The 23,300-nt window shown below is 71.8% G+C and carries 19 protein-coding genes; 11 read left to right on the top strand and 8 right to left on the bottom strand.

The window, feature by feature from the left end; genetic code table 11:
- Window positions 1-121: 121 nt before the first annotated feature.
- A complete protein-coding gene (locus IE267_RS12495) occupies window positions 122-1,339 on the top strand; it encodes an MFS transporter (protein ID WP_189763232.1) in 1,218 nt (405 codons plus the stop codon).
- A 196-nt stretch (window positions 1,340-1,535) separates the two neighbouring features.
- The gene (locus tag IE267_RS12490) at window positions 1,536-2,342 is read left to right on the top strand and encodes a VOC family protein (protein ID WP_167161994.1); all 807 of its coding nucleotides are present in this window, start codon (window positions 1,536-1,538) and stop codon (window positions 2,340-2,342) included.
- A gap of 142 nt (window positions 2,343-2,484) precedes the next feature.
- On the opposite strand, the gene IE267_RS12485 is transcribed toward IE267_RS12490, so the two are convergent.
- Both IE267_RS12485 and IE267_RS12480 read right to left on the bottom strand, forming a co-directional pair.
- Window positions 2,485-4,329: an RICIN domain-containing protein gene (locus IE267_RS12485; RefSeq protein WP_229861054.1), complete on the bottom strand. Its 1,845-nt coding sequence runs from the start codon at window positions 4,327-4,329 to the stop codon at window positions 2,485-2,487.
- A gap of 220 nt (window positions 4,330-4,549) precedes the next feature.
- Window positions 4,550-5,686 carry an FAD-dependent oxidoreductase gene (locus tag IE267_RS12480; RefSeq protein WP_189763231.1) on the bottom strand — a complete coding sequence of 379 codons (1,137 nt, stop codon included), beginning with the start codon at window positions 5,684-5,686 and terminating at the stop codon, window positions 4,550-4,552.
- Between the two features lie 220 nt (window positions 5,687-5,906).
- On the opposite strand from IE267_RS12480, the gene IE267_RS12475 reads away from it, so the two are divergent.
- From IE267_RS12475 to IE267_RS12465, 3 genes are all read left to right on the top strand, one after another.
- Window positions 5,907-6,614 (top strand): TetR/AcrR family transcriptional regulator, encoded by a 708-nt coding sequence (locus tag IE267_RS12475; RefSeq protein ID WP_189763230.1) that lies wholly within the window; start codon window positions 5,907-5,909, stop codon window positions 6,612-6,614.
- 287 nt (window positions 6,615-6,901) lie between these two features.
- Window positions 6,902-7,957 carry an alpha/beta hydrolase gene (locus tag IE267_RS12470; RefSeq protein ID WP_189763229.1) on the top strand — a complete coding sequence of 352 codons (1,056 nt, stop codon included), beginning with the start codon at window positions 6,902-6,904 and terminating at the stop codon, window positions 7,955-7,957.
- Between the two features lie 331 nt (window positions 7,958-8,288).
- Window positions 8,289-8,732 carry a hypothetical protein gene (locus IE267_RS12465; RefSeq protein ID WP_189763228.1) on the top strand — a complete coding sequence of 148 codons (444 nt, stop codon included), beginning with the start codon at window positions 8,289-8,291 and terminating at the stop codon, window positions 8,730-8,732.
- A gap of 163 nt (window positions 8,733-8,895) precedes the next feature.
- On the opposite strand, the gene IE267_RS12460 is transcribed toward IE267_RS12465, so the two are convergent.
- Window positions 8,896-9,114, bottom strand: a complete 219-nt coding sequence (locus IE267_RS12460; protein WP_189763227.1) for a hypothetical protein — start codon at window positions 9,112-9,114, stop codon at window positions 8,896-8,898.
- Between IE267_RS12460 and IE267_RS12455 the strand changes: the two genes are divergently transcribed.
- From IE267_RS12455 to IE267_RS12430, 6 genes are all read left to right on the top strand, one after another.
- A complete protein-coding gene (locus IE267_RS12455) occupies window positions 9,106-10,785 on the top strand; it encodes a hypothetical protein (RefSeq protein ID WP_189763226.1) in 1,680 nt (559 codons plus the stop codon). The two genes, IE267_RS12460 and IE267_RS12455, sit on opposite strands and share 9 nt — an antisense overlap.
- Window positions 10,786-11,159: 374 nt before the next feature.
- Window positions 11,160-12,734 carry a PP2C family protein-serine/threonine phosphatase gene (locus tag IE267_RS12450; protein WP_373304547.1) on the top strand — a complete coding sequence of 525 codons (1,575 nt, stop codon included), beginning with the start codon at window positions 11,160-11,162 and terminating at the stop codon, window positions 12,732-12,734.
- Window positions 12,731-13,822 carry a cobalamin B12-binding domain-containing protein gene (locus IE267_RS12445; protein WP_189763225.1) on the top strand — a complete coding sequence of 364 codons (1,092 nt, stop codon included), beginning with the start codon at window positions 12,731-12,733 and terminating at the stop codon, window positions 13,820-13,822. Before IE267_RS12450 ends, IE267_RS12445 begins: the two co-directional genes overlap by 4 nt.
- Complete coding sequence (locus IE267_RS12440; RefSeq protein ID WP_167161978.1) at window positions 13,819-14,250, top strand: STAS domain-containing protein; 432 nt, start codon at window positions 13,819-13,821, stop codon at window positions 14,248-14,250. Before IE267_RS12445 ends, IE267_RS12440 begins: the two co-directional genes overlap by 4 nt.
- Before the next feature lie 57 nt (window positions 14,251-14,307).
- Window positions 14,308-14,781, top strand: coding sequence for a MarR family winged helix-turn-helix transcriptional regulator (locus tag IE267_RS12435; RefSeq protein WP_167161976.1), 474 nt, complete (start codon window positions 14,308-14,310; stop codon window positions 14,779-14,781).
- A 58-nt stretch (window positions 14,782-14,839) separates the two neighbouring features.
- Window positions 14,840-16,414 (top strand): diacylglycerol/lipid kinase family protein, encoded by a 1,575-nt coding sequence (locus tag IE267_RS12430; RefSeq protein ID WP_189763224.1) that lies wholly within the window; start codon window positions 14,840-14,842, stop codon window positions 16,412-16,414.
- Between the two features lie 25 nt (window positions 16,415-16,439).
- On the opposite strand, the gene IE267_RS12425 is transcribed toward IE267_RS12430, so the two are convergent.
- The 5 genes from IE267_RS12425 to IE267_RS12405 form a co-directional block, all read right to left on the bottom strand.
- Window positions 16,440-17,420: an esterase/lipase family protein gene (locus tag IE267_RS12425; protein WP_189763223.1), complete on the bottom strand. Its 981-nt coding sequence runs from the start codon at window positions 17,418-17,420 to the stop codon at window positions 16,440-16,442.
- A 244-nt stretch (window positions 17,421-17,664) separates the two neighbouring features.
- Window positions 17,665-18,705, bottom strand: coding sequence for an NAD(P)-dependent alcohol dehydrogenase (locus tag IE267_RS12420; RefSeq protein ID WP_189763468.1), 1,041 nt, complete (start codon window positions 18,703-18,705; stop codon window positions 17,665-17,667).
- A 90-nt stretch (window positions 18,706-18,795) separates the two neighbouring features.
- A complete protein-coding gene (locus IE267_RS12415) occupies window positions 18,796-19,566 on the bottom strand; it encodes an SDR family NAD(P)-dependent oxidoreductase (RefSeq protein WP_189763222.1) in 771 nt (256 codons plus the stop codon).
- A gap of 14 nt (window positions 19,567-19,580) precedes the next feature.
- Entirely contained in the window at window positions 19,581-20,201 is a 621-nt protein-coding gene (locus tag IE267_RS12410) for an acyl-CoA-like ligand-binding transcription factor (protein WP_189763221.1), read from the bottom strand.
- 92 nt (window positions 20,202-20,293) lie between these two features.
- The gene (locus tag IE267_RS12405; protein ID WP_189763220.1) at window positions 20,294-23,254 is read right to left on the bottom strand and encodes an FAD-binding and (Fe-S)-binding domain-containing protein; all 2,961 of its coding nucleotides are present in this window, start codon (window positions 23,252-23,254) and stop codon (window positions 20,294-20,296) included.
- Window positions 23,255-23,300 lie beyond the last annotated feature (46 nt).

Genomic DNA, 23,300 nt, shown 5'->3' with positions numbered 1-23,300 from the left:
CAACTCCGCGGTGCCGAACGGAGACCCGGGGCAGGCCACGGACGGAGTGCCGGGCCAGGTCGGAGACGTGGGCCCGGGCCGGGAAGGGGACTCCGCGCACCGAGTGTTCCGGCGTTGGCCGTTGCTCCGGAGTCCCAACTTCCGGCTCTTCGCCCTGGGACAGACGACCTCCAACACCGGCACCTGGATGCAGAAGATCGCGCAGGACTGGCTGGCCCTGGAACTGTCGCACGGCAACGGCACGGTTCTGGGCGTCACCACGGCCCTGCAGTTCCTGCCCTTGCTGCTGCTCGGCCCGTACGGCGGTGTCCTCGTCGACCGGCACTCCAGGCGCCGAACGCTCCTCGTGACCGAGGCGGTCATGGGCGTGCTCGCCCTGCTGCCCGCCGCACTCGTGCTGACCGGCACGGTGTCCCTCGCGGCCCTCTACGGACTGGCCCTGGCGCTCGGGCTCACCATGGTCGTGGAGAAGCCGGCACTCCAGGCCTTCATCGCGGAATCCGTCGAACCGGCCCAACTCGTCGGCGCCCTGGCGTTCAACAGCGCGGTGCTCAACCTCGCCAGGATGGCGGGCCCCGCACTCGCGGCCCCGCTCATCGTTTTCGTCGGCCCCGCCCCCGCCTTCTTCGCGAACGCCCTGTCCTACGTCGCCGTGATCGTCTGCCTGCTGCGCATGGACCCCCGCAGCCTCAACCCGGCACCGCCCGTGGCCCGTGCCAAGCGGCAGGTACGGGACGGGCTGCGTTATGTCGCCGAACGGCCGGACCTCGCGCTCACGCTCGGGCTCGTCGCGGTCGTCGCCGCGTTCGGCATGAACTTCCAGATCACCACCGCGCTCATGTCCACCCAGGTCTACGGAGCCTCGGCCGCGACCTTCGGCCTCGGCAACACCGCGCTCGCCGCCGGTTCCGTCGTCGGTTCGATGCTCGCCGCCCGTCGTCAACGCATGACGGGTCATCAACTGGCAGGCGCGGCACTCGTGTTCGGGGCTCTGGAGACCGCGAGCAGCCTGATGCCCGGCCACCTCGCCTTCCTGGTGCTGCTCGTGCCGACGGGGGTGGCGCTGCTCGTGTTCCTCACCGCGGCCAAGGCCCGGCTCCAGCTCGGGGTGAGTGAGGACATGCGCGGCCGCGTGATGAGCCTCTACATGCTCGCCTCGCTCGGCACCACCCCGCTGGCCGCGCCCTGTATCGGGTGGGTCGCCCACACCGCGGGCCCGCGAGCGGCGCTCGCCCTGGGCGGAGCCGTCTCCGTCCTCGCGGCCGTCACCGTGGGCGTGCTCTACCGCCGCCCGGCCGTGGCCGTCGGCAGCGGCCGGCCCGTCCACGCCGCCGGCTGAGCATCGGCGCGGGCCCGGGGCTCCCGTAGCTCAGCGGTGCTGGGCCCGCCCGGGAGCAGCCCGGTGGTCGTGCACCGCGCGCGGACCAGTGCTTGACTGGATTTGAGGTGAAAACGGCAGATACATACACATCGCGGGTCGGTTTTCTCTGCGTGCGCCGCTCCGGGAGCCGCCCAGCCAGTTCACGGAGGCTCTCATGCCTACAGTCAGTGGTCCGTACGCACCAGGCACGCCCTGTTGGATCGATTTGATGGTTCCCGACCAGCAGGCGGCCATCGATTTCTACCGCGACCTGTTCGGTTGGCAGGGCGAGGTGGGGACACCGGAGACCGGCGGGTACGCGGTGTGTTCCCTGAAGGGCCGGCCGGTCGCCGGAATCATGGCGGCGATGAACCCCGACGGAACCAAGCCCGACCCGATGCCCCCGGCCGTGTGGACCACCTACCTCGCCACGGCGGACCTCGCCGCCACGGAAAAGAAGATCGCGAGTGCCGGGGGCCAGGCGATGGTGCCCGGCATGGACGTCATGTCGCTCGGCCGGATGGCCGTCATGAGCGATCCCACGGGTGCCGTCTTCGGCCTCTGGCAGGCCAAGGACTTCCCCGGCGCGGGCATCGTCAACGAGCCGGGCGCGTTCATCTGGAGCGAGCTCAACACCAGTGACACGGACGCCGCTTCGGCCTTCTGCGCCGACGCGCTGGACATCACCACCACCGCTATGGAGGGCGCGGACGGCTACCTCTCGCTCAACGCGGGCGGCCGCATGGTCGGCGGGATGCAGGCCCTCTCCGCCATCGACGACCTCCCGCCGGGCACGCCCTCGCACTGGCTGACGTACTTCTCGGTCGACGACACGGATTCCACGGTGGACGCCCTGGTCAGGGCCGGCGGCAACGTCATGAAGCCACCGTTCGACATGATGGCCGGCCGGATGGCCGTCGTGCAGGACCCGCAGGGCGGGGTCTTCGCGGTCATCAACGCCAAGGGACCCGAGTCCGACTGACACCCCTCCGCCTGTCCGCGGACCCGCCCGGCGGGGATAGCTACAGGAGTGGGGTGAGCCCAACAAGCCCGGGCGGTCGGCGACTTGACGTCACCGGCCGCCCGGAACGGAGCTGTGTCGGACCACCCGCGTCTGATCCGGGTCAGTGTGTGCGGGGTCCCCGCGTATGAGGCTTCGCCACCGCGCCGAACGTGAGGATCTGCTCGGACGCGGACCGTGCGCCCCCGACCTTGCTGCCGGTGGTGTCGGTCCAGGCCCGCACCGGGGTGGTCTCGGCCAACCGGTTGCTCGTGGCGGACAGCCCGAGCACCAGGCCGCTGTACCGGTTGACCAGCCGGAACGTGCCGGTGGGCGCACCGGAGCCGCCGGTGTTGGCGACGACGAACCACTGCTGACCCGCGGTCGGCCCGCCGGCGGGAGCCTTCGTCGCCGTGGGTTTGGCGGCCCAGGCGCGTCCTGCCGTGGAGGTCGAGTCGACGCCGAGGAGCTGCCCGGTGGACGCGTTCGCGATCCGGTACGAGCCGTCACCGTTCGGGCTGAACACCCACTTGGCCAGTGCCGAACTGCCCGTCGAAGCCTGCGAGGTGGTGGCGGATCCGCCCGACACCTGTGCCAGACGGCGACCGGTCCCGCTCGCGATGGTGTAGGCCTTGGCGGGGTCGACCGGCGCGGGGGCGGTGGCACTGCTGGTCACCGTCGTGTCGTAGTACTCGCCGTCGGACCCGTTGGAGCAGAAGAACGAGCAGTACGAGCGGAACGTCTTGCCGACGATCGTGTTGGTGGTGCGGCTCACCGGGTCGAGCAGCCAGCGGTACCACGAGCCCGAGCGGTAGTCGCCGGAGTCCCCGATCAGCCGCCACTTCTGCGTGGCGAGGTTGTCGGTGACGTAGAACCGCTGCTTCTCCGTGCCGTCCTGCTTGATCGTCTCGGGCTCGCCTATGTAGAGACCGAGGTAGGCGTCGTAGGCGATGTTCATGGTGAGCAGATCGGACTTGGCGGGCAGCGTCCCGGCCGTCGTCTGCTGTGCCACGGTGCCCGGGTTGGCCGGGTTGTAGTCGTGCGCGACCGGCGTGTAGCCCGTGGTGTGGGTGGCATCGACCGGCTCCATGTTGCTTTCCAGGCCGCCGAGTCCGGGCTGCGACCAGGCGCCGGCGTACCACTTCTGCCAGGAGCCGGGTGCCATCTTGCCCGACATCGGGGCGCGGGCCACATGCGCCCGGGAGCCGTCCGTCCAGCCGCCCGACACACCGCCCTTCGGGATGATCCGCGAGTTGTAGTAGACGTAGAAGTAGCCCGACGCCGTGTCCACGAACAGCCGGGGGTCACCGTTGCCGTAGTCGTACGTCTCGTGCGGGAACGCCGCCGTGTCGCCGCGTTTGGTGCTGTAGGGCGATGTGAGGACGTGGCTCTGGATGTTCCAGGTGTGGCCCTGGTCCCTGGAGACGGCGTAGTCGATGGCGTCGTAGTGGAGGCCGTCGCCGAAGGGGCCGGGGGTGAACTCGTTGTGCACCAGGCCGTACCAGTCGCCGGTGTCCGGATCGACCCAAACGCCTATCAGGTCACAGTAGTTGGGCTGTGCGTAGCTGGATCCGGCGGGCGCCTTGGTCGCCTCGCGGCCGGTGGGGCTGTTGTTGCACCGCCATGTGGTGTCGTTGTTGCGGTCCTGGGAGTTCTTCGGGTTCACGGCGTCACTGAGGGCGCTCGACCGGGTCGCGGAGTCGAAGTCCTTGCCGGTGTAGAACGACCAGGCCCGGTCGTCATCGGCGGCGTACAGCGAGTGTGCCGATTGGTAGTAGAACGTGCCGTCCTTGTCGATGTACGGCGCGGCCGGAGTGTCGTCGGGGTTCCCCCAGGGGCCCTTCGCTCCGATGGTGACGGTGTACGCGGGGTCCTGGGCCGACGCCGGTGCGACCAGCAGGGTGCCGGTCAGCAGGGCGGTCGTGGCGACGAGCGCGCCGACGATCCTCGTTCTGATGCGGGCGGACACGAATACTCCTCTCGGAGCGGGCCGTCCGCGCGGCGGCGGCCCGGTGGGGCGGGCGTCCGGATCGACGTAAGGGCTGAACTGTGTGCGCGGTAGGGGGTGTTCACTGGTTTCACGGAGGCCGCTGATTAATTTGAATAGAATCCGAACTAATAACGGGCCTGTCAAGGCATCCGGCGCCGGCATGTGCACCTCGGTGTCCTCGGAGTGCACCTCGGTGGCCTCAGCGCGCTTCGGCGGCCGTGAACATGTCGATGAGCCGATGGGGAGTGTCGGCGCCGAAGAGGAGCTCGTGGAGCTGCTCCCCATCGGCGGCGGCAGCGGCGCTGCGGGGGAACATGGCCTGCTCGTACGCGGTGAGTGCGGTCTCGATGTCGTCGGGGTTCTCGGCGATGCCCAGGGCGAGTTCGGCGCCGTCCAGCATGGCGAGGTTGGCGCCCTCCCCGTTCGGGGCGGCGAGGTGGGCGGCGTCGCCGAGCAGCGTCACACCCGGCACCCTTGTCCAACTGTGTTCGATCGGCAGGGCGTTGAGGGTCCGCAGTACGGGGGCGGTGTCGCCGTCCGTGATCAGCGCGGTGAGTTCGGGCGCCCAGCCCTCGAATTCCCGGGCGATCCGTGCGGCGGCCGCGGCGGGATCGGCGAAGTCGATGGCGTCGAACCAGGACCGGGGTTCGGTGAGCGCGACATAGGTGTGCAGGGTCCCGTCGTTCTCGCGGTGCGCCTGGATGCCCCGTCCCGGCGCGAGCACGAACAGCGCTCCGGCGCCCACCGCCTTCGCGGTGGCCGGGTGCCGGGTGTCGGCGTCGAACAGGTAGGTCTCGACGAATGACCTGCCCGTGTACTCGGGGGTCGCGCCGGAGAGCAGCGGGCGGACGCGTGACCATGCCCCGTCCGCGCCCACCAGCAGGCTGGTGATGACCGTGCTGCCGTCGGCGAAGCCCACCTCGTGGCGACCCTCGCCGAGGGCGCGGACGCCGCTCACCTTGTGACCCCAGCGGACGGTACCGTCCGGCAGCGAGTCCAGCAGGATGCGTCGCAGTGCGCCACGCAGCACCTCGGGGCGCCCGCGTGTGGTGTCGTCCTCGAAGAGGACCGTGCCGTCCGTGTCGAGGAGGCGGGTCGCCTCCCGGCCCTCCAGAACGAGCGCGCGGAACTCGTCCGTCAGACCCGCCGCCTCCAGCGCCGGCTGGCCGCTGTCCTCGTGGATGTCGAGCATTCCGCCCTGGGCGCGGGCCGCCGGGGAGGGTTCCGCTTCGTAGACGGTGGCGGCGATGCCGTGGACGTGCAGGACGCGGGCGAGGGTGAGGCCGCCGAGTCCGGCGCCGATGATCGTGACGTGGGTGGTGCTGGGGCTGGTCATGGTGACTCCTGGGGCGTCGGGACGGGTCCTGTGGATGCCGCGGGCCGCGCGGGTGCCGTGCCTGTGGGCCGATGCCGGGGTGCCGCGGTGAGACGGCCCGATGGGGGGCTGAGGTGGAAGGCGGGCCGTCCGCGATGGAACGTTGTTCCAATCAGGCTGGAACGGTGTTCCACGAATGTCAAGCTGGAATGGCGTTCCAGTCATGTGCCAGGATGTCCCCATGGCAACCAGGACGCGTCGCGCGGAGCGACGCGAGGAGCCGCTCTCGCGGGAGCGCATCGTCGAGGTCGCGGTCGAGCTCCTCGACGCCGCGGGCGAGGGCGGACTCACGTTCCGTGCGCTGGCCGAGCGGCTGGCCACGGGGCCCGGAGCCATCTACTGGCACGTCGCGAACAAGAGCGAGCTCCTCGACGCCGCGACCGATGCCGTGGTCGCGGGCGCCCTGGCAGCCAGGGACGCAAGGTCCCCGAAGTCGCCGCGGGACGGGATTCGCGCGGTGGCGCTCGGCCTGTACGACGCCATCGAGGCACACCCGTGGCTGGCCGTGCAGCTCGCCACGCAGCTCTCCCGCAGCCCTTGGCAGCCGGTGACCCTGCGGATCTTCGAGAGCGTCGGCCGTCAGGTGGGTGCGCTCGGCGTACCCGAGAACAGCTGGTTCACGGCGACCTCCGCACTGTTGCACTACATCCTCGGCGCCGCGGGCCAGAACGCCGCGAACGCCGTGAGCGGGCGCGCTCTCGGGCCGGGTTCGAGCCGCGCCCAGTTCTTGGACGACGCGTCGAAGACATGGGAGGCACTCGACCCGGACGACTACCCGTTCACCCGGGCCGTCGCCGCCCAGATGCGTGACCACGACGACCGCGAGCAGTTCCTCGCCGGGGTCGCCCTCATCCTCACCGGCATGACCGCCCCGCCCTCACCGGCCTGACACGCGGTCTCATCCGCCCGGGCCCGACATGGGGCGCATCCGCCCCGGCCTGACACATGGCCTCATCGTCGCCGGGGTGACCGCGGCCCCTCAGCTCGGCGCCCAGCGGCTCACGCCGACTCCCGCGGGCTCGGCGAAGCCAGGTCGGCCCGACTCGCCAACGCTGCGGCCGGTCCCCTCGGCGTCAGTCGGGCGACGCTGCGGCCCTGTCGTCGCGGCAGGGGCTCATCGCGATGCCACAGTGCACGTCGGAGGCGTCGGGCGAGCAGCGAGGAGAGCCGGCTCACATGGGGTTGACCAGTACGTCGTTCCTCGTCCTCCTGGTTGCCCTCACCTTTGTGGCCATGGTCATGACGCTCCTGCTGTGGGGGCGCGTGCCCGGTCCGGGGTGGCTGCGCTGGCCGCTTCGCACACTCATGATCGTGCTGTGCCAGGTCACGGCCATCGCCACCGTCGCCACCGACATCAACAACAGCTACGGCCTGTACGCCTCGTGGGGCGACCTCCTCGGCACCGTCGACGCGAACGCCGCCGCCATGACCGGGCCGCCGCCCAAGCGGGCGAAGTTCACCGAGGCCGCCAACGGCGTGCGCACCACCTACTTCCGCGGCCCGCACTCCCACTTGGCGGGGCGCGTCCTCGTGTGGACGCCGCCGGAGTACGCCGACCGGGCCCACCGCGGCACCCACTTCCCCGTGATCATGCTGCTGCACGGGGTGCCCGGCGCCCCGGAGTCGTGGATCGAACAGGGCGGAATGCCCGGCACGTTCGCGCAGCTCGTGCGGCAGCGCGCGGCCCGTCCGGCGATTCTGGTCATGCCCGTCATCGACCCCGGGGGCGAGGACACGGACTGCACCGACACCCCGCACCGCAAGGTGGCCCGCTGGCTGGCCGACGATGTGCCCACGCTCATCGCCCAGCACTTCCGTGCGCTGCCCGGGCCCCGGGGGACGGGGGTCATGGGCATCTCCACCGGAGGCTTCTGCGCGGCCAAGCTGCCGCTGCAGTACCCGAAGGTGTTCGGTGCGGGTGTCGCCCTCGACCCGGACCCGCTCTCCGGTGACGCCGGCGTGCTGAGCGACGCCGGGCTGCGCGAACGCACCAGCCCGATGTGGCTGGTGGCCCACCACCCGCCGCCCACCTCCCTGTTCCTCGGCACATCGGCCCAGGACCCCGACAGCCCGCCGTCGTACATCGAGGAGTTCGTGAAGGCGGCAGCCGGCACGGACGTCAAGGTCACGACACGGATCACGTCGGGCGGCGGACACAACTGGGGCACGTGGACCGCCTTCTTCCCGCAGGCCCTGCCGTGGCTCAGCGACCGGCTGGACGCCCCTCGCTAGGCGGTCGCGCGTGGGTACCCGATTCCCCGGTGCGTGGAACGAAGGCTTCGAATCGAAATCGGAGAATCGTTTTCCTGAGGCCTGGTCAGGTATGACGTCGCAAAGTTGAGGGGTTTTCTCATATTTCTTGGGCGGTAAGCGCTTGCGATCTTAACGGCACTTTATTCGCTCAGGGATTCGACCCCTTTGCCTTTATTTGAAGCTTCGAATTCCTGGAGTGCTTGTCGTATTCATTGGTGCAGCCATAACGTTCTCTACGTAAGGCGCCGGACGGCCTGGGTGGGGAATCCTGCATGAGGTCATCCGGTCACTCCACTGAAAGAGAGCCGAAATGCTCAGCGTATCCGATCTTGAGGGTCAGACCGTCGGCCTGTTGCCGAACCGCGAGGCCCTGGGGGTGCTGAAGTTCAACTGTGCGCCGACCCATCACGTGCCCGCCCCGTGCCCGCCGGTCCACCACGCTCCGGTCCATCACGTGCCCGTGCACCACACCCCCGTGCACCACACCCCCGTGCACCACGCCCCGGTGCACCACGCGCCCGAGCACCACGTCCCGGTGCACCACGCGCCCGAGCACCACGTCCCGGTCCACCACACCCCGGTGCACCACGCGCCGGCCCACCACGCGCCCGTGCACCACGCGCCGGCCCACCACGCGCCGGCCCACCACGCGCCCGTGCACCACGCGCCGTCGCACTGCGCCCCCGCGCACCACGAGGCGCCGCCGGCGCACCACGCTCCGTCGCACTGCGCCCCCGCGCCGAAGCACTGCTGAGGCCACATGTGGGGGGTCCACAGGCTGAGTGAGTGAACGAGTCGTCGGTCGATCGTCGTGCGGGGCCTGGTCAGCCGCCCTCGACGGTCGGCCGGCGTCACGTTTTTCGTATCCAGGGGGCGTGGTTCGGCGGACGCGAAACGGGAAACGCCGGGGCATCCGATCATTCGCCTTTGTTGTGCGAATGCTCGGCGTTTTCTTTTTCCACGCCGTGCCGCGTTGGGAAGGTCGAGTCATTTATCAGGACGGGCAGTCCGCCGCGGTCGCGGCGCGTATGATTCCGTGTCGGACCGATGGTCTTGAACTGCACGGAAAATACCAGGGGTCCGGTTACGCGGAGCCGGTATTCATCGCCCGCAGGGGTGATGGCCAGGTGGTACATGTCTCGGAACTTCTCCATCTCGTCGCCGTGGCGATCGACGGCAAGCGGGATGTCGAGGAGATCGCGCGGGAAGTCACCGTCTCCTTCGGGCAGGAGGTGAGCGCCGACAACATCGTGTATTTGGTCACGAACAAGCTGGAACCGATGGGCATCACCGCGGCGCCGGGTACCGGCACGGCCCTGGCGAAGGACGTACCCCGTTCCGATCTGCTGCTCGGTCTGGTCGGCCGCCGCACCCTGGTTCCGCCGCGAGCCGTCGCGGTCGCCGCCAGGGCGCTGGCCTGGCTCCACCGGCCGCCGGCCGTCGTGCTGGTCCTGCTGGGCCTGCTCGCCCTGGACGGGTGGCTGTTCCTCGTGCACGGCGCGGTTCCGGCCCTGCTCGGAGCCCTGGACGAGCCGCTCCTGCTGCTCGCCGTCTTCGGCCTCGTGGTGGCCTCGCTGGTGTTCCACGAGTTCGGCCATGCGTCCGCCTGCCACTACGGCGGCGCGAGACCGGGCAGGATCGGCTGCGGCATCTACCTGCTGTGGCCCTCGCTCTACACCGACGTCACCGATGTGTACCGGATCAGCCGGGCGGGCCGGCTGCGCACCGACCTCGGCGGGGTCTACTTCAACGTGATCTTCATGCTGGCGCTGGCCGCCTGCTACGCGGGCACCGGCTGGTCGTTCCTGCTCGCAGCGATCTACCTGGGCCACTTCGAGATCTTCGAGCAACTCGTGCCCGCCGCCCGTCTCGACGGCTACTACATCCTGGCCGACATCGCGGGCGTACCCGATCTGTACGGCCAGATCGGCCCGATTCTGCGCAGCGTCCTTCCGGGCCGGGGGCCCAGGCACGCGGTCGCCACCACCCTGACGCGCAAGGCCCGTACCACCATCGCGGTATGGATGCTGGTGGTCCTGCCGCTCATGATCACCGACCTGGGCTACACCCTGTGGAACCTGCCCCGCATCTGCGCCACCGCCGCGCGTTCGGTCACCTCGCAGGCGCAGGGCGCCTACGAGGCCGCGGTCACCGGGGACGTCTCCGGCTGCGCCGTCGCCTTCACCGGCCTCGCGCTGCTCGCCTTTCCGCTCATCGGCATCGGCTGCCTCCTCGCACGCCTCGTACGCAGGCTCGTCCGGACCGCGCACTCGGCCACCGCGGGCCGCCCCCGGACTCGGGCCGCCCTGGTCTCGGTCGCACTGGCCGCCATCATGTCGACGGCCAGCGCCTGGGCGGCGGGTGTCACCCCCGAACCCCTGCCGCCCAGCCGGTCCTCGGCCCTGCCCTTCACGCACCTGGCCGTTCCGGCGCCGCCCCGCCCGTCGCGCTCGCCGAAGAGCACGGCCCACCATGCGACCCGTCCCACCCCCGGCCCCGCGAAGCCCGGCCCCTGCGGCGGTCTCGGAGCGGCCTGCCCCCACGCCACCCCGACCGCCGTGCCGCGCAGCGCCCGGCCCGCGCCCACTCCCGCCAAGGCGACGCCGAGCCCGGCCCCGCACCGGACCACGACCGCGGAGCCTCCGTCGGCGTCCAGCCCCGCCGCCACCCCCGGCACGGGCCCCAGCCCGTCGGAGCCCCCCGTCGACAACACCCCGGCGCCCTCGCCGAGCTCCCGGCGCGGCCACCGGGGCGGCGGCCGGGGGCCCTCCACGGCGGCCCACAGGACCCGGCCCGCCACGCGGTGACAGCCGTCCCCTGCCAGGCTTATTTGATGCAGCGCGTGGTTGACGTCACGTCCAATCAGGTTGACGGCGGAAGGCGTTGGTGTGGGCCATCCCGCTGCACTTCCGTCGGCGCTCGCACCTGGCGAGAGCAACGCGTCGGCCGTGTGCGGGCGTTGCGGACCCCCTGCCCCGTCATCCCGCCCGCTTCGCGGGGGCGTGGTTGCCAGGAGGCAGGGGATGGGGGATGGTTGCCGAACGGCAATGTTTCCTATGAGGGTGTGAGGTGAGGGGTTCGCGCAGCGGATCCTCGACATTTGGTGACTTCCACCAACCCGGCAACCGGCGTCGACGTCCAGGGAGGCTCCCTGTGGAGCAGGGCTCCCTATCCCGTCCTGATAGCTGATCTGCAGGGCGCGATCATCCTGGTCAACGAGGCGGCGGGTGCGCTTCTGCCGCGGGCGCGCCCCGGTACGCCGATGACGGACGCGGTCCCGGACTGGCTGTCCTCGGCGCACGCGGCGTTGCGCCTTCCCCGGCAGGGCGCGGCCGCCGAGCCCGCCGTGTGGTCGGGCCGGGTGGGCGACCGGGTCTTCGAGGCGCATCCCACGGTCGAGGACAGCGGCACGGTGCTGTGGTGGCTGGTCGACACCACGGACCACCGACTGGCCGAGGAAGCACTGCGCAGGGAACGCGAGCGGACGGCGTTCCTGGGCAGGGCGTCCAATCTGCTGCTGTCGTCCCTGAACCTCGACCGCTGCACGAACGTCACCGCGCAGATGGCCGCGGAGCACCTGGCGGACGCGGCGCTGGTCATCGCCCCCATGCGCGGGAACCGGCTGCCGATCGTGACCTGCCTGGGCGACGGGAACCCGGTCGCGTCCTCGGCGATCGCCGACCCGGCGTCCGTGCCGGGCCTGGTGGAGGCGTTGCAGGGCTTCCCTCCGGTGCCCACCCGCTGGGTCGACCCCCGTACGGTTCCGGACTGGGTGGTGCCCGAGGGGTTCGGAGCGCCCGGCTCGATAGTGGTCACCCCGCTACCAGGGCACGGCGTCCCGGCGGGCGCCCTGATCCTGCTGCGGCGCGCGGACGGCCCCGGATTCACCCCCGAGGAAGAGGTCTTCGCCCGGCTCTTCGCGGCCCGGGCGGGTGCGGCCATGTCGGCCGCCCGCCTGTACGCGGACCAGTCGGCGATCACCGACGTCCTGATGCGCGAGTTGCTCCCGCCGTCCCTGCACCAGGTGTCCGGCGTCGACTTCGCGGGCGGCTACCGCCCCTCGGAGGACCACGAACGCATCGGCGGCGACTTCTACGACGTCCACCCGGCGGGCACCGAGGGCGCCCCCTCCCTCGTGGTGCTCGGGGACGTGTGCGGCAAGGGCCTCGAAGCCGCCGTGCTGACCGGGAAGATCCGGAACACGCTGCACGCCCTGCTGCCGCTCGCCGACGACCACCAGCGGATGCTCGCCCTGCTCAACATGGCCCTGCTGAACTCCCACCACACCCGCTTCGCCACGCTGGTCCTGGCGTCCGCGGTGCGGGAGGGCGGCTCGGTCCGGATGCGGGTCACCAGCGCGGGCCACCCGCCCCCGCTGGTCGTGCGCGCCACCGGTGAGGTGGAGGAGGCCGACACCCGGGGCACCCTGATCGGCGCGATCCCCGAGGTCCGGGCGGACAGCGCCGACCTGTTCCTGGCCCCGGGGGAGACCTGCGTCCTGTACACGGACGGGTTCACCGAGGCCCGGGGCGGCCCCATGGGCGACGCCATGTTCGGCGAGGAGCGACTGCGGCGCGTCCTGGCCGAGTGCGCGGGCATGCCCGCCGAGGGCATCGTCGAGCGCATCCAGATGGTCGCCGCGCAATGGGTCGGCACCGGGCGGCACGACGACATGGCGGTCGTCGTGGTCTCCGCACCGCGCAGCCACCACCTGAGCGCGGTGAACGGCCACACACGGGGCAGGTTCACCGCATGAGTACCGAACTTCGTTCGGCTCCCAGACGCACGGCGGATCTGGAAGCCGCCCTGTGGGACGCCGTCTTCGCGGGCGACGAGTACACGGCGACGGACCTCGTGCAGCGGGCCCTGGACGACGGCGCCGACCCGGAGAGCGTGCTGCTCGACGTCATCGCCCCCGTCCAGTTCAAGGTGGGCGAGGAGTGGGCCGCCAACCGGATGACCGTGGCCCAGGAGCACGCGGCGACCGCCATCAACGACCGTGCCGTGGCGGCGCTCTCGCTGCACGCGGCCTCCCGGACCGTCGCCGGACGCGGGCGGATCACCGTGGCCTGCGTGGACGGGGAGTGGCACGCACTGCCCGCCCGGCTCCTCGCCGAAGTGCTCCGACTGCGCGGCTGGCGCGTCGACTACCTGGGCGCTCAGGTCCCCGTACCGCACCTCATCGCGCATCTGCACCGCACGGGGCCCGAACTCGTCGCGCTCTCCAGCTCCATCGCGACCCGGCTGCCCACCGCCCACGCCACGATCACCGCCTGCCAGGCCGTGGGCGTCCCCGTCGTGGTCGGCGGTGCCGCCTTCGGGCCGGGCGGGCGCTACGCCGAGCTGCTCGGTGCGGACGCCTGGGCGCCCGACGCGCGCTCCGCCGCCGACCGGATACAGCGTGACCCGCTCAAGCGGCCCGTGCCCGGCCACCAGCCGATCGACGATCTTCCGCACCTGGACGACCAGGAATACACGATGGTCACGCGCACCAGGACCAGCCTGGTCCGCGCCGTGATGCGGGGACTGGACCAGGGCTTCCCCGCCATGCTGCGGTACAGCGACCTCCAGCGGGAACGGACCGCCGAGGACGTGGCACACATCGTGGACTTCCTCGCCACCGCCCTCTACCTCGACGATGCGGACCTGTTCACCGACTTCATCGCCTGGACCGCCGGCATCCTCACCGCGCGCGGCGTGCCCGCGCACAGCCTGCCGCCCGCACTGCGCCTCCTGGCGGGTGAACTCAAGGACTTCCCGCGCGCCACGCGCCTCCTGCGGCTGGGCATCGACCAGCTCGCCGCCCCCTCCGCCCACTCCGTACCCGCCAGGAACCACCCGTGAGCACGTTTCCTTCAAGTCACCTGAGACTGACGGCCGTTGACACCGAGACCGTCGTGCGCATAGAGCTGCTCGGCGACCTCGACTACGACAACGCCGACCTCCTTCTGGACGCGGCCACCGCCAAGCTGGCCGCCCGCCCCCGGCTGCGCGAGCTGCACCTGGGCTGCGCGGGGCTCGGGTCGATCGACTCGACCGGGCTCTCCGTGCTCCTGATGATCCGGCGGCGCACCGACGCGGCCAACGTTCTTCTGCGCCTGGAGGACCGCCCGCCCGCTCTCGACCGGCTCCTGACGATCACGGGTAGCCTGGACCATCTGACGGCGCTCCCCACCGGCGCCGCACGCGAGACCTCCGGCCCGGGAGAATCCCGGGCGGACACGGAGGAAGCCATACCGGCCCGCCCCACCGGACCGGACAGCAGCGCCTGACCGGTCCGACCGCCCCGACCCCGCGGGAATGGTCCGGGCACGCCGACGGGGGAGCCCATGCCTCACCGAGACCGCGACCCCCAACTGATCGATCCCGAGTGGGCACCCGCGACGAGCGATGTCGTCGACCTGCTCGACCTGCTGTGGCAGCAGGCCCGCGACACCGTCACCACGACCTCGGTGTCCACCCCGCAGCTGCGTCTGATGTACCTCGTGGACCGCAACGACGGCATACGCATGCGGGCCCTCGGCGAACTCCTGCGCACCGCCCCGCCCTCCGTCAGCCGGCTCTGTGACCGGCTGCAGGCCGCCGGGTTCCTGGAACGGCTGCCCTGCCCCGACAGCCGGCGCGAAGTCAGCCTGCGCCTGACCGCCGGCGGCCGGCGCCACCTGGAGCGAATCCGCAGCGAACGCGAGGCGACCCTGACGCTGGCCGTCGAGGCCATGCCGCAGGCGGACCGCCGGGCACTGGCCACCGGGCTCGCCGCGCTGCAGAGCGCCATCGCCGCCCCCGGTAGGCTGGGGCGTTGATACGGCCGGACCCGGCCGTACGCAGCGGATTCTTGAGGTTCAGGGGTGTGGCGAGCGCATGAAGCGACCTGGACGGCCGCAGACAGCACACGGGCTGCAGAAAGCGGGGGAACTGGCAAGCCGCCTGAGCTCCCTCACCAAGTCGCCCTCCGTACGCGGGAGTTCGGCGACCCGGCTGCTGCGCAAGGCGGCCGAACACGACGCCGTATGGCTGGGCGCGGCAGCGGTCCTGGGCCTGTCCGGCGGTAGGAGCGCCCGCCGCGCGGCACTGCGCGGCATCGGCTCGGTGGCGATCGTCGCGGCCGTCAACCACACACTGGCCAAGCCGGCTGCCCGCAGCTCCCGGCCCGTCCTGGACGCGCTCCCCGGCATCTTCCCGCGCCCGAGCACGGCTTCCCTGCCGTCGAGCCCGATGGCGTCGGCCGCCGCCTTCGCCGCGGGCGTGGTCGTGGAGTCGCCCCGGTACGGCCTGGCCGTGCTGCCGTTCGCCGCGGGCCTCGCCTACGTACGCGCGGGCGGGGAGCTCGACCACCGGCGCCGCGCGGCGGCCGGGGCGATCGTCGGGGTGGGCGCGGCGCTGCTCACGTGCCGCTGGTGGCCCGTGAAGCCGGAGGCCGCGGCCGCCGCGGCCCCGCCGCGCAGGCCGGCGCCCGCGCTGAAGGAGGGCAAGGGCCTTCAGCTGGTGGTCAACCCGTCCTCCGGCGTCGCCTGGTCCAAGGACACCGCCGAGACTCTGCGCGCCCTGCTGCCCGAGGCCGCCATCACCGTCTTCGAGCCCGGCGACGACCTGCTGGCCCTGCTCGACCGGGCCGCGGCGCGGGCGGCCGCGGACGGCGGGGCGCTCGGCGTGTGCGGCGGCGACGGGACCGTGAACGCGGGCAGCGCGACGGCCGCCCGCCACCGTGTGCCGCTCGCGGTCTTCCCCGGCGGCACCTTCAACCACTTCGCCGCGGACCTCGGCAACCAGACCATGGAGGATGTCGCCCGCGCGCTGCGGGCGGGCGACGCGGTCACCGCCGACGTGGGCCGCGCCTCGTCGCCCGTACGCCCCGGCACGCACCCGGCGACGGACGAGCCCGGCGATGCGCCCGAGGAGTTCCCGAGCGGCGAGGACCAGCAGCTCTTCCTCAACACATTCAGCATCGGCGTCTACTCGGAGCTCGTCCACGCCAGGGAGCGGCTGGAGAAGCGCATCGGCAAATGGCCCGCGCTCGCCGTGGGCCTGGCCAAGGTCCTTGCCACGGGCAGTCCGCTCTCGGTCGTCATCAACGGCCGCCCCCGCCGCATCTGGCTGCTGTTCGCGGGAAACGGCATCTACCATCCGGCCGGCTTCGCCCCCACCTACCGCACCCAGCTCGACGACGGACTGCTCGACGTCCGCGCGGTGGAGGCCGGCACCCCGCTGGCCCGGACCCGGCTGCTCCTCGCCGTACTGACCGGCACCCTGCACAGTTCCCGGGTCCTGACGACGGCCCAGGTGCGCCGCCTCGACCTCGAAGTCATCGAGGGCGAGCCGCACTTCGCGTACGACGGCGAAGTGACGGAGGCGACCTACCGGCACCTCGTGCTCGACAAGCTCCCCGGCGCGGTCACCCTCTACCGCCCGGCCGACCAGGAGCAGTGGCTGCGCTGACCGCCGCAGGCCCCCGCGGTCCGGCTCAGGGCAGCGGGGGTACGGCCAGGACGGCCTTGCAGGTCCAGGTGGAGCGATGGGCCGGGTCGAGGGCGTCCAGGGTCAGGTTGACGGCGTTGGGGGAGTAGGAGAGGGCCACGTGGCCCGACGAGTCGCCCGGGCACACGTCCTGGAGGGTGAGGTTGGTGACCGCTGCCGGGTCGTCGGCGGGGGCGGCGAGGAAGCCCGAGGTGTACGGGGTCACCACCTTGTCGTAGGTGGTGACCACGACGGTGTACTTCACCCCGGGCAGGGTGTCACCGCCCTCGTTGAGGCGGGCCAGGAACCGTGACCCGGCCACCTGTTCCAGCGCGGCGGGTCCCAGAACCGCGTCGGTCACCGGGGCGACCGCTTTCAGCACGGCTCCGAGCCCGCTCACGGTCGTTCCGTGGTTGTCCGGAGCGAGCCCGATCAACCGGTGCACCTTCGCGGCGCCGCCCTCGAACTTCAGATACTGCCGCGGCATGGGGCCCGCCCCCTGGGAGTGCCCGACGAGATCGACCTCGCGGGCCCCGGTGGTCCGCAGTACCCGGTCGACGTAGGCCGCCAGCTCCTTGGCCGAGTCCTCGATGCGGCCCGTCGCCTTCGCGCCGAGCGCGGTGAGGGGGCCCGTGGCGCCGTAGTTGATGGCGTAGACGCAGTAGCCCGCGTTGGCGAGGGCGGGAGCCATGACGTTCCAGTTGTCGTACGCGTTCTCCGCGGTGCCGTGGATCAGGACGACGGGCCGGGGGTGTGCGCGCCGGTCGGCGCCGGGCGAGCAGGGCCTGTCGGGGTCCGTATGGGCGCCCGGGGGACGGGAGTTGGCGGTGGCCGGGGACACCGCGGTGGCCGCCAGGGCTCCCACGACGGTGCTGTGATCGGGACGGTCGCCGCCCCTTCGTGCCGCCGAGGCGGGCGCGGCGGCTGCGAAGAGGGCGAGGGAGCAGAGGGCGGCGGCGACGGCTGTCGCACCGGATCGCTGGGGCATCAGGGGAACCTCACGGGCTGGACGGGCCGGGACGGCGCCGCTCGCGGGAACGCACCGGGCACCGCACAAGGAACGCCGTGGGCGGGGCCGGGTCACGCACACTCACCCGGATGTTCGCCCCTGGCCGGTGAGAACCGCCCGTGAGAACCGCCCATGAGGACCCCGCCTGTGAGGACCCCGCCCATGAGGACCCGCCTGTGCCGATCCGCCTGTGAAGACGTGGCCGTGCGGGCGGGGCGGCCCGTCAGCCGTTGGGCAGGATGACGGCCCGTCCCTTGATCAGGCCGTGGTGCAGCCGCTCGTACGCCTTGGGGGCCTCGTCCAGCGAGTAGGTCTCCACGTGGACGTCGACAGCGCCGGCCCGTGCCAGGTCGAGCACCTCGATCAGCTCGGCGCGTGATCCCCAGTAGGGTGCGCGGACCGCCGCGTCGTAGGGCGTCGTGCCGAAGCCGACCAGCGCGGCACCGCCGCCGATGCCCACGATGGTCACGTCCGCCTCCACGGCGGCACAGGCCGTCGCGGTGGTGACGGTGGGGGGCGCGCCCACGAAGTCGAACACGGCCTGGGCGCCCAGGCCGCCGGTGAGCTCGCGTACCCTGGCCGCCGCGTTCTGGTCCGACAGAACGGTCTCGTGCGCGCCGACCTCGCGGGCGAGGGCGAGCTTGTCCTCGCTCACGTCCAGGGCGATGACCCGCGCCGGCGTCAGGGCGCGCAGGAGCTGGATGGCCACGTGACCCAGACCACCGGTGCCGATGACCACGGCGGTGCTGCCGGGGGTGAGCTTCGGCTGGGAGGTCTTGATGGCGTGGTACGGCGTCAGCCCCGCGTCGGTCAGCGGAACGGCCGTGACCGGATCGAGGTCGCCGAGCGGAACGAGATGGCGGGGGTCGTCCACGAGGAGGTACTCGGCGATCGCACCGGGTGCTCCCAGGCCGGGCGGAAGGATACCGAGCTCGGCAGCGCGCAGGCAGAGGTTCTCCTTGCCCTGGGCGCACATCAGACAGTTCCCGCAGCCCCACGGCCCGTACACGGCTACGGATTCGCCCACCTCGAAGCCGGTGACGCCGTCGCCCAGGGCGGCGACGGTTCCCGCGCCCTCGTGCCCGAGCGTGAGCGGCAGCGGGAAGGCGAGGGCCTCGGCGGGCAGGCTCATCACGGCGATGTCGGAGTGGCACACGCCGGCGGCGGTCACCTTCAGGAGCACCTGACCGGGTCCCGGCTCAGGGCGGGCGACGGTGACGACCTCGGGGGCCGCGCCGACGCTGCGGTACTGAACGGCCTTCATCCGGGCCTGATTTGACATGCTCTGTGTCTCTCTTCCTGTGCTCACTTCTGGTTGATCCCTTGTCGCCGTACGCCCTGCCGTGGGCGTCGGTCAGCGGGCCGCGTAACCGCCGTCGACGAGGTGGTAGCTGCCGTTGATGAACGAGGCGCGGTCCGAGAGCAGGAACAGGGTGAGCTCGGCGACCTCTTCCGCGGTGCCGAGCCGCCCCTGCGGGTGCAGCGAGATCAGGTGCTCGCGCGCCTCCTGCGCGCCCCGGAGCAGGGGGGTGTCGATGAAGCCGGGGGCCACGGCGTTGATCCGGATGCCCTGGGCGGCGTACTCGACGGCGGCGGACTTGGTCAGGCCGACGACGGCGTGCTTGGCGGCGGAGTAGGCGCCGGAACCGGCGAAGCCGTTGCTGCCGAGGATCGACGACATGTTGACCACGGCGCCGCCGCCCGACGCGAGGAGCTGGGGAAGTTCGTAACGAAGCGAGTAGAAGACGCCGTTGAGGTTGGTGTCGATGACCCGCTGCCAGTCCTGGACGGGGTAGTCGCCGGTCGGGGCGGAGGTGCCGGCGATCCCGGCGTTGTTGACGGCCAGGTGCAGTGCGCCGAACGTCTCGACGCAGAAGTCGACCGCGCCGCGCACCGACTCCGGGTCCGTGACGTCCACGGCGACGGCGGCGGCACGGCCGCCGGCCGCGGTGATGGCTTCGGCTGCCTCCTTCGCGCCCTGCTCGTTGTGGTCGGCGACGACGACGGCCGCGCCGCCGGCGGCGAGACGGCGGGCCACTTCGAGGCCGATCCCGGAGGCGGCACCGGTGACCAGTGCGGTCTTCCCGGCGAATTCGACGCTCGTGCTGGTGGTGCTCGTGGACATGGTGGTACCTGGTTTCACTTGCGGGTGGGGCGGGGTGCGGGCTCGGCGGCCAGGGCCGCGAACGCCGCGTCGATCAGCTGGGGGAGGGGGGCGGCGCTGCCCGGCGCGATCCAGAACCGCACGGCCGTGCCGAACGCGCCGACCGCGAGCGAGACCGCCAGAGCGGGACGCAGCTCCTCATCGGGATCGACGCCGAGGCGCCGCGCGACGATCCGCACCGAGGTGTTCTGGGCTTCGTCCCGGACGTGGCCGTAGGCGGCGAGCAGCGACGGCTCCTGGTGGAGCAGCCGCAGCAGCTCGCCCGACCGGGGCCGCCGGTGCCAGGCGGCCGGCTCGTCGTCGAGCCAGTCGTGCAGGGCGCGGTGGTAGGCCGTGAGCGGGTTCTCCCGGGCGGGGCGCGCGGCGAGCGCCGCGTTGATCCGCGCGAAGTCGGCGCGCAGCGGGTCGACGACCGCGTCCTCCTTGCCGGAGAAGTAGCGCGAGAACGTGCGCCGCGAGACGTCGACGCGCTCGCTGATGGCCTCGACGGTGATCCGGTCGAGGCCGTGTTCGAGCACCAGGTCCACGGCGGCTTCCGCCATGGCCTCGCGGCTCTCCTTGACCTTGCGGACCCGTCGGCCCTCCGCGCTGTTCATGCCTCCGACTGTACTCCTCAAAATGTCCCAATGGGACACTTGTCCGGGCAGGACAGTTGGCCGGGCCCTGTGGAGCCGGCGTCGTCCGCCCGTCACCCCGGCTCGGCCACCGCCCTGATGAGCTCCACCGGATGCCACGCCCTGCGCCCGGTGCCGTGCTGGATCTGCTGGCGGCAGGAGACGCCGCTCGCGACGATCAGGGTCTCGGCGGGTTCGGCCCGCACGGCGGGCAGCAGACGGTCGGCGCCGACTTCCATGGACAGCGCGTAGTGCTCCGTCTCGAAGCCGAAGGAGCCCGCCATGCCGCAGCAGCCCGCGTCGAGCTCGACGACCTCCACGCCCGGGATGCGGCGGAGCAGCGCGAGTGTCGCGGCGGTGCCGACCTCGGCCTTCTGGTGGCAGTGCCCCTGGTAGAGCAGTCGCCGCCCGGTCGGCCAAGCGGTGTCGCGCAGCCGCAGCCGGCCGCTGTCGAGGGCCTCGCCGAGGATTTCTTCCAACTGCCGGACCCGGCTTGCCACCGCCAGGGCCCGCGCGGACCCCGGATGGAGCGAGAGGTGCTCGTCCCGCAGGGTCATCAGACAGGACGGCTCGCAGCCGGTGATCGGCGAATCCGGTGCGCCGCTCGCGGCGAGGGCCTCGGACAGCCGGGCGGAGGTGCGCTTGGCGTCGTCGAGCAGCCCCTTGGACAGGCTGGAGCGGCCGCAGCAGCCCTGGTGCACGAGATGGACGCGCCAGCCGCCGTATTCCAGGAGTTCGATGGCGGCCCGGCCGATGGCGGGCTCGGTGTACGTGGTGAACGAGTCGGCCAGGAAGGTGAGTTCACCCGTCGGGGCACTCGACGGGCGGCCCGGCGCGGAGGCGTGCCGACGGAACCAGCGGACCAGATTCTCCCGGACGAACGTGGGCAGCGGGCGGGCGGCGGTGATGCCCGGCCAGCGCTCCAGCAGGCGCCGCAGCGGGCGGCTGCGACCCGGGAGGTTGGAGAGCGGAGCCGTCGCCGAACCGATGCGCTGGAGCAGCCGGATCGCGCCGAAGAGGCGGCTCCTGAACGGTGTGCCGTGGAGATCGTGATGGTGGGACAGGGTTTCTGCCTTCAGGGCTGCCATGTCGACGCCGAGCGGGCACTCGCTCTTGCAGGCCTTGCACATGAGACACAGGTCGAGGATTTCGTGCAGCCGCTCGTCGCCGAGAGCCCGGCGTGGATCTGGCTCGGACAACGCGGCGACCAGGGCGTTCGCCCGGCCTCTCGTGGAGTGCTCCTCCTGGTGCGTGGCCATGTAGGAGGGGCACATGGCGCCGGTGCCGCTCTTGCGGCACTGGCCGATGTTCATGCACCGGTCCGCCGCGCCGCGCATCCCGCCGACGACCTCGAAGTCCAGGCGGGTGCGCACCGGCACGGCGGGCGGCAGGGACGCGTCGCGCAGGTGCTCGGTCATCGGCGGCGCGTCCACGATCTTGCCGGGATTGAGCAGGCCGCGCGGATCGAAGAGCTGCTTGGCGCGTCGCATGGCCTCGTACAGATCCGCGCCGAAGACCAGAGGGTTGAACTCGCTGCGCGCGAGGCCGTCACCGTGCTCGCTGGAGTTGACTCCGCCGTACTCCGTGACCAAGTCCCTTATCTCTTCCGCGACTTCGCGCATGGTGGCCACTTGTGCGGGCTCGGCGAGATCGACGAAGGGGCGGATGTGCAGACAGCCGACCGAGCAGTGCCCGTAGAACCCGGCCGTCAGGCCGTGCCGGTCGAGGACCGCTTGGAAGCGTCGGGTGTAGTCCGCCAGGTGGGCGGGATCGACCGCGGTGTCCTCGACGAAGGCCAGGGGGCGCCGGCTGCCTTCGCTCGCGGCCATCAGCAGCCCGAGGCCCGCCTTGCGGACGGTGAGCAGCGCGCGCTGCTCCCGTGGTGTCCTCGCGGTCAGCGTGTGATAGCCGTGCTGGTGGGCCCGCCACAGCGAAGTGAGCCGATCGAGGCTGCCCGACAGCTGGGCCCGGTCGGCGCCGCTGAACGTGACGAAGAGCAGGGCCCCCGGGTCACCGCTGAGGAGGGAGCCGAGCGCCGCGTACTCGATCCGTCGGCGTGACAGGTCCAGGATCGTGCGGTCCAGGAGCTCCACCGCGGCCGGGTCGCAGGCGAGCGCGTCCTCGGTGGCGGCCACGGCGTGGGCGACCGAGGTGAAGTGGCCCACGGCGATGACCGTATGGGCCGGGCGCGGCACGAGGTCGACCAGGGCGCGCGTGACGATGGCGAGGGTGCCTTCCGAGCCGACCACGAACCGAGCGAGGTCGAAACGGGCGGCCGGATCGAGGAGCCGCTCAAGCCGGTATCCGCAGGCGCGCCGCCAGAACTCCGGGGTGCTCTCGCGGATTGCCTGCTCGTACTCGGCCACGAGCAAAGGCAACTGACGGTGTATCAGGCCATCGAGCGTGGACGACGATGCCCGGCGCAGTCGCTCCGGCTCGTCGAGCGGGGCGAAGTGGGCTCGGCCGGCGTCGGAGAGCACCACGTCGAGACCGCGTACGTGATCGATGGTCATGCCGTGCCGCAGGGACCCGCTGCCGGCCGAGTTGTTGCCGATCATGCCGCCGATGGTGGCGCGGTCACTGGTGGAGGTGTCGGGGCCGAACATGAGCCCGTGCGGTGCTGCGGACCGGTTCAAGTGCTCCTGCACGACACCGGGTTCGACCAGTGCGGTGCGTGCCTCGGGGTCGACCTCCAGGATCGAGTCGAGGTGCCGCGACAGGTCGAGTACCAGACCGGCCCCGACGGTCTGCCCCGCGAGACTGGTGCCCGCGCCGCGCGGCACGATCGGCACGCCGAGCTCCCCGGCGACCTGGACGGCCGCCTGTACGTCGTCGGCGGTACGCGGGAAGGCGACTCCGAGCGGGGTGATGGCGTACATGCTCGCGTCGCGCGAGAAGAGCTGTCGGGTGTAGTGGTCGAACCGGACCTCGCCGTCGAGGGCCCGGCGCAGCCGCTCCTCCAGTTCGGGGCCGAGCGCGGGGTCGGACGGGCCGAGTGCAGGGTCGGGCGGTGTGACGTCTCCGGCTGCCGGCATGAGGGGTGCTCCTCGGGTCTTCGGGTCCTTGGTGAGGTGCGGGGTG

The sequence above is a fragment of the Streptomyces xanthochromogenes genome (genome assembly GCF_014650455.1).
GTDB lineage: Bacteria > Actinomycetota > Actinomycetes > Streptomycetales > Streptomycetaceae > Streptomyces > Streptomyces xanthochromogenes.
The sequence above is the reverse complement of the archived record's forward strand: the minus strand, read 5'-3'. Positions and strand labels throughout refer to the sequence as shown.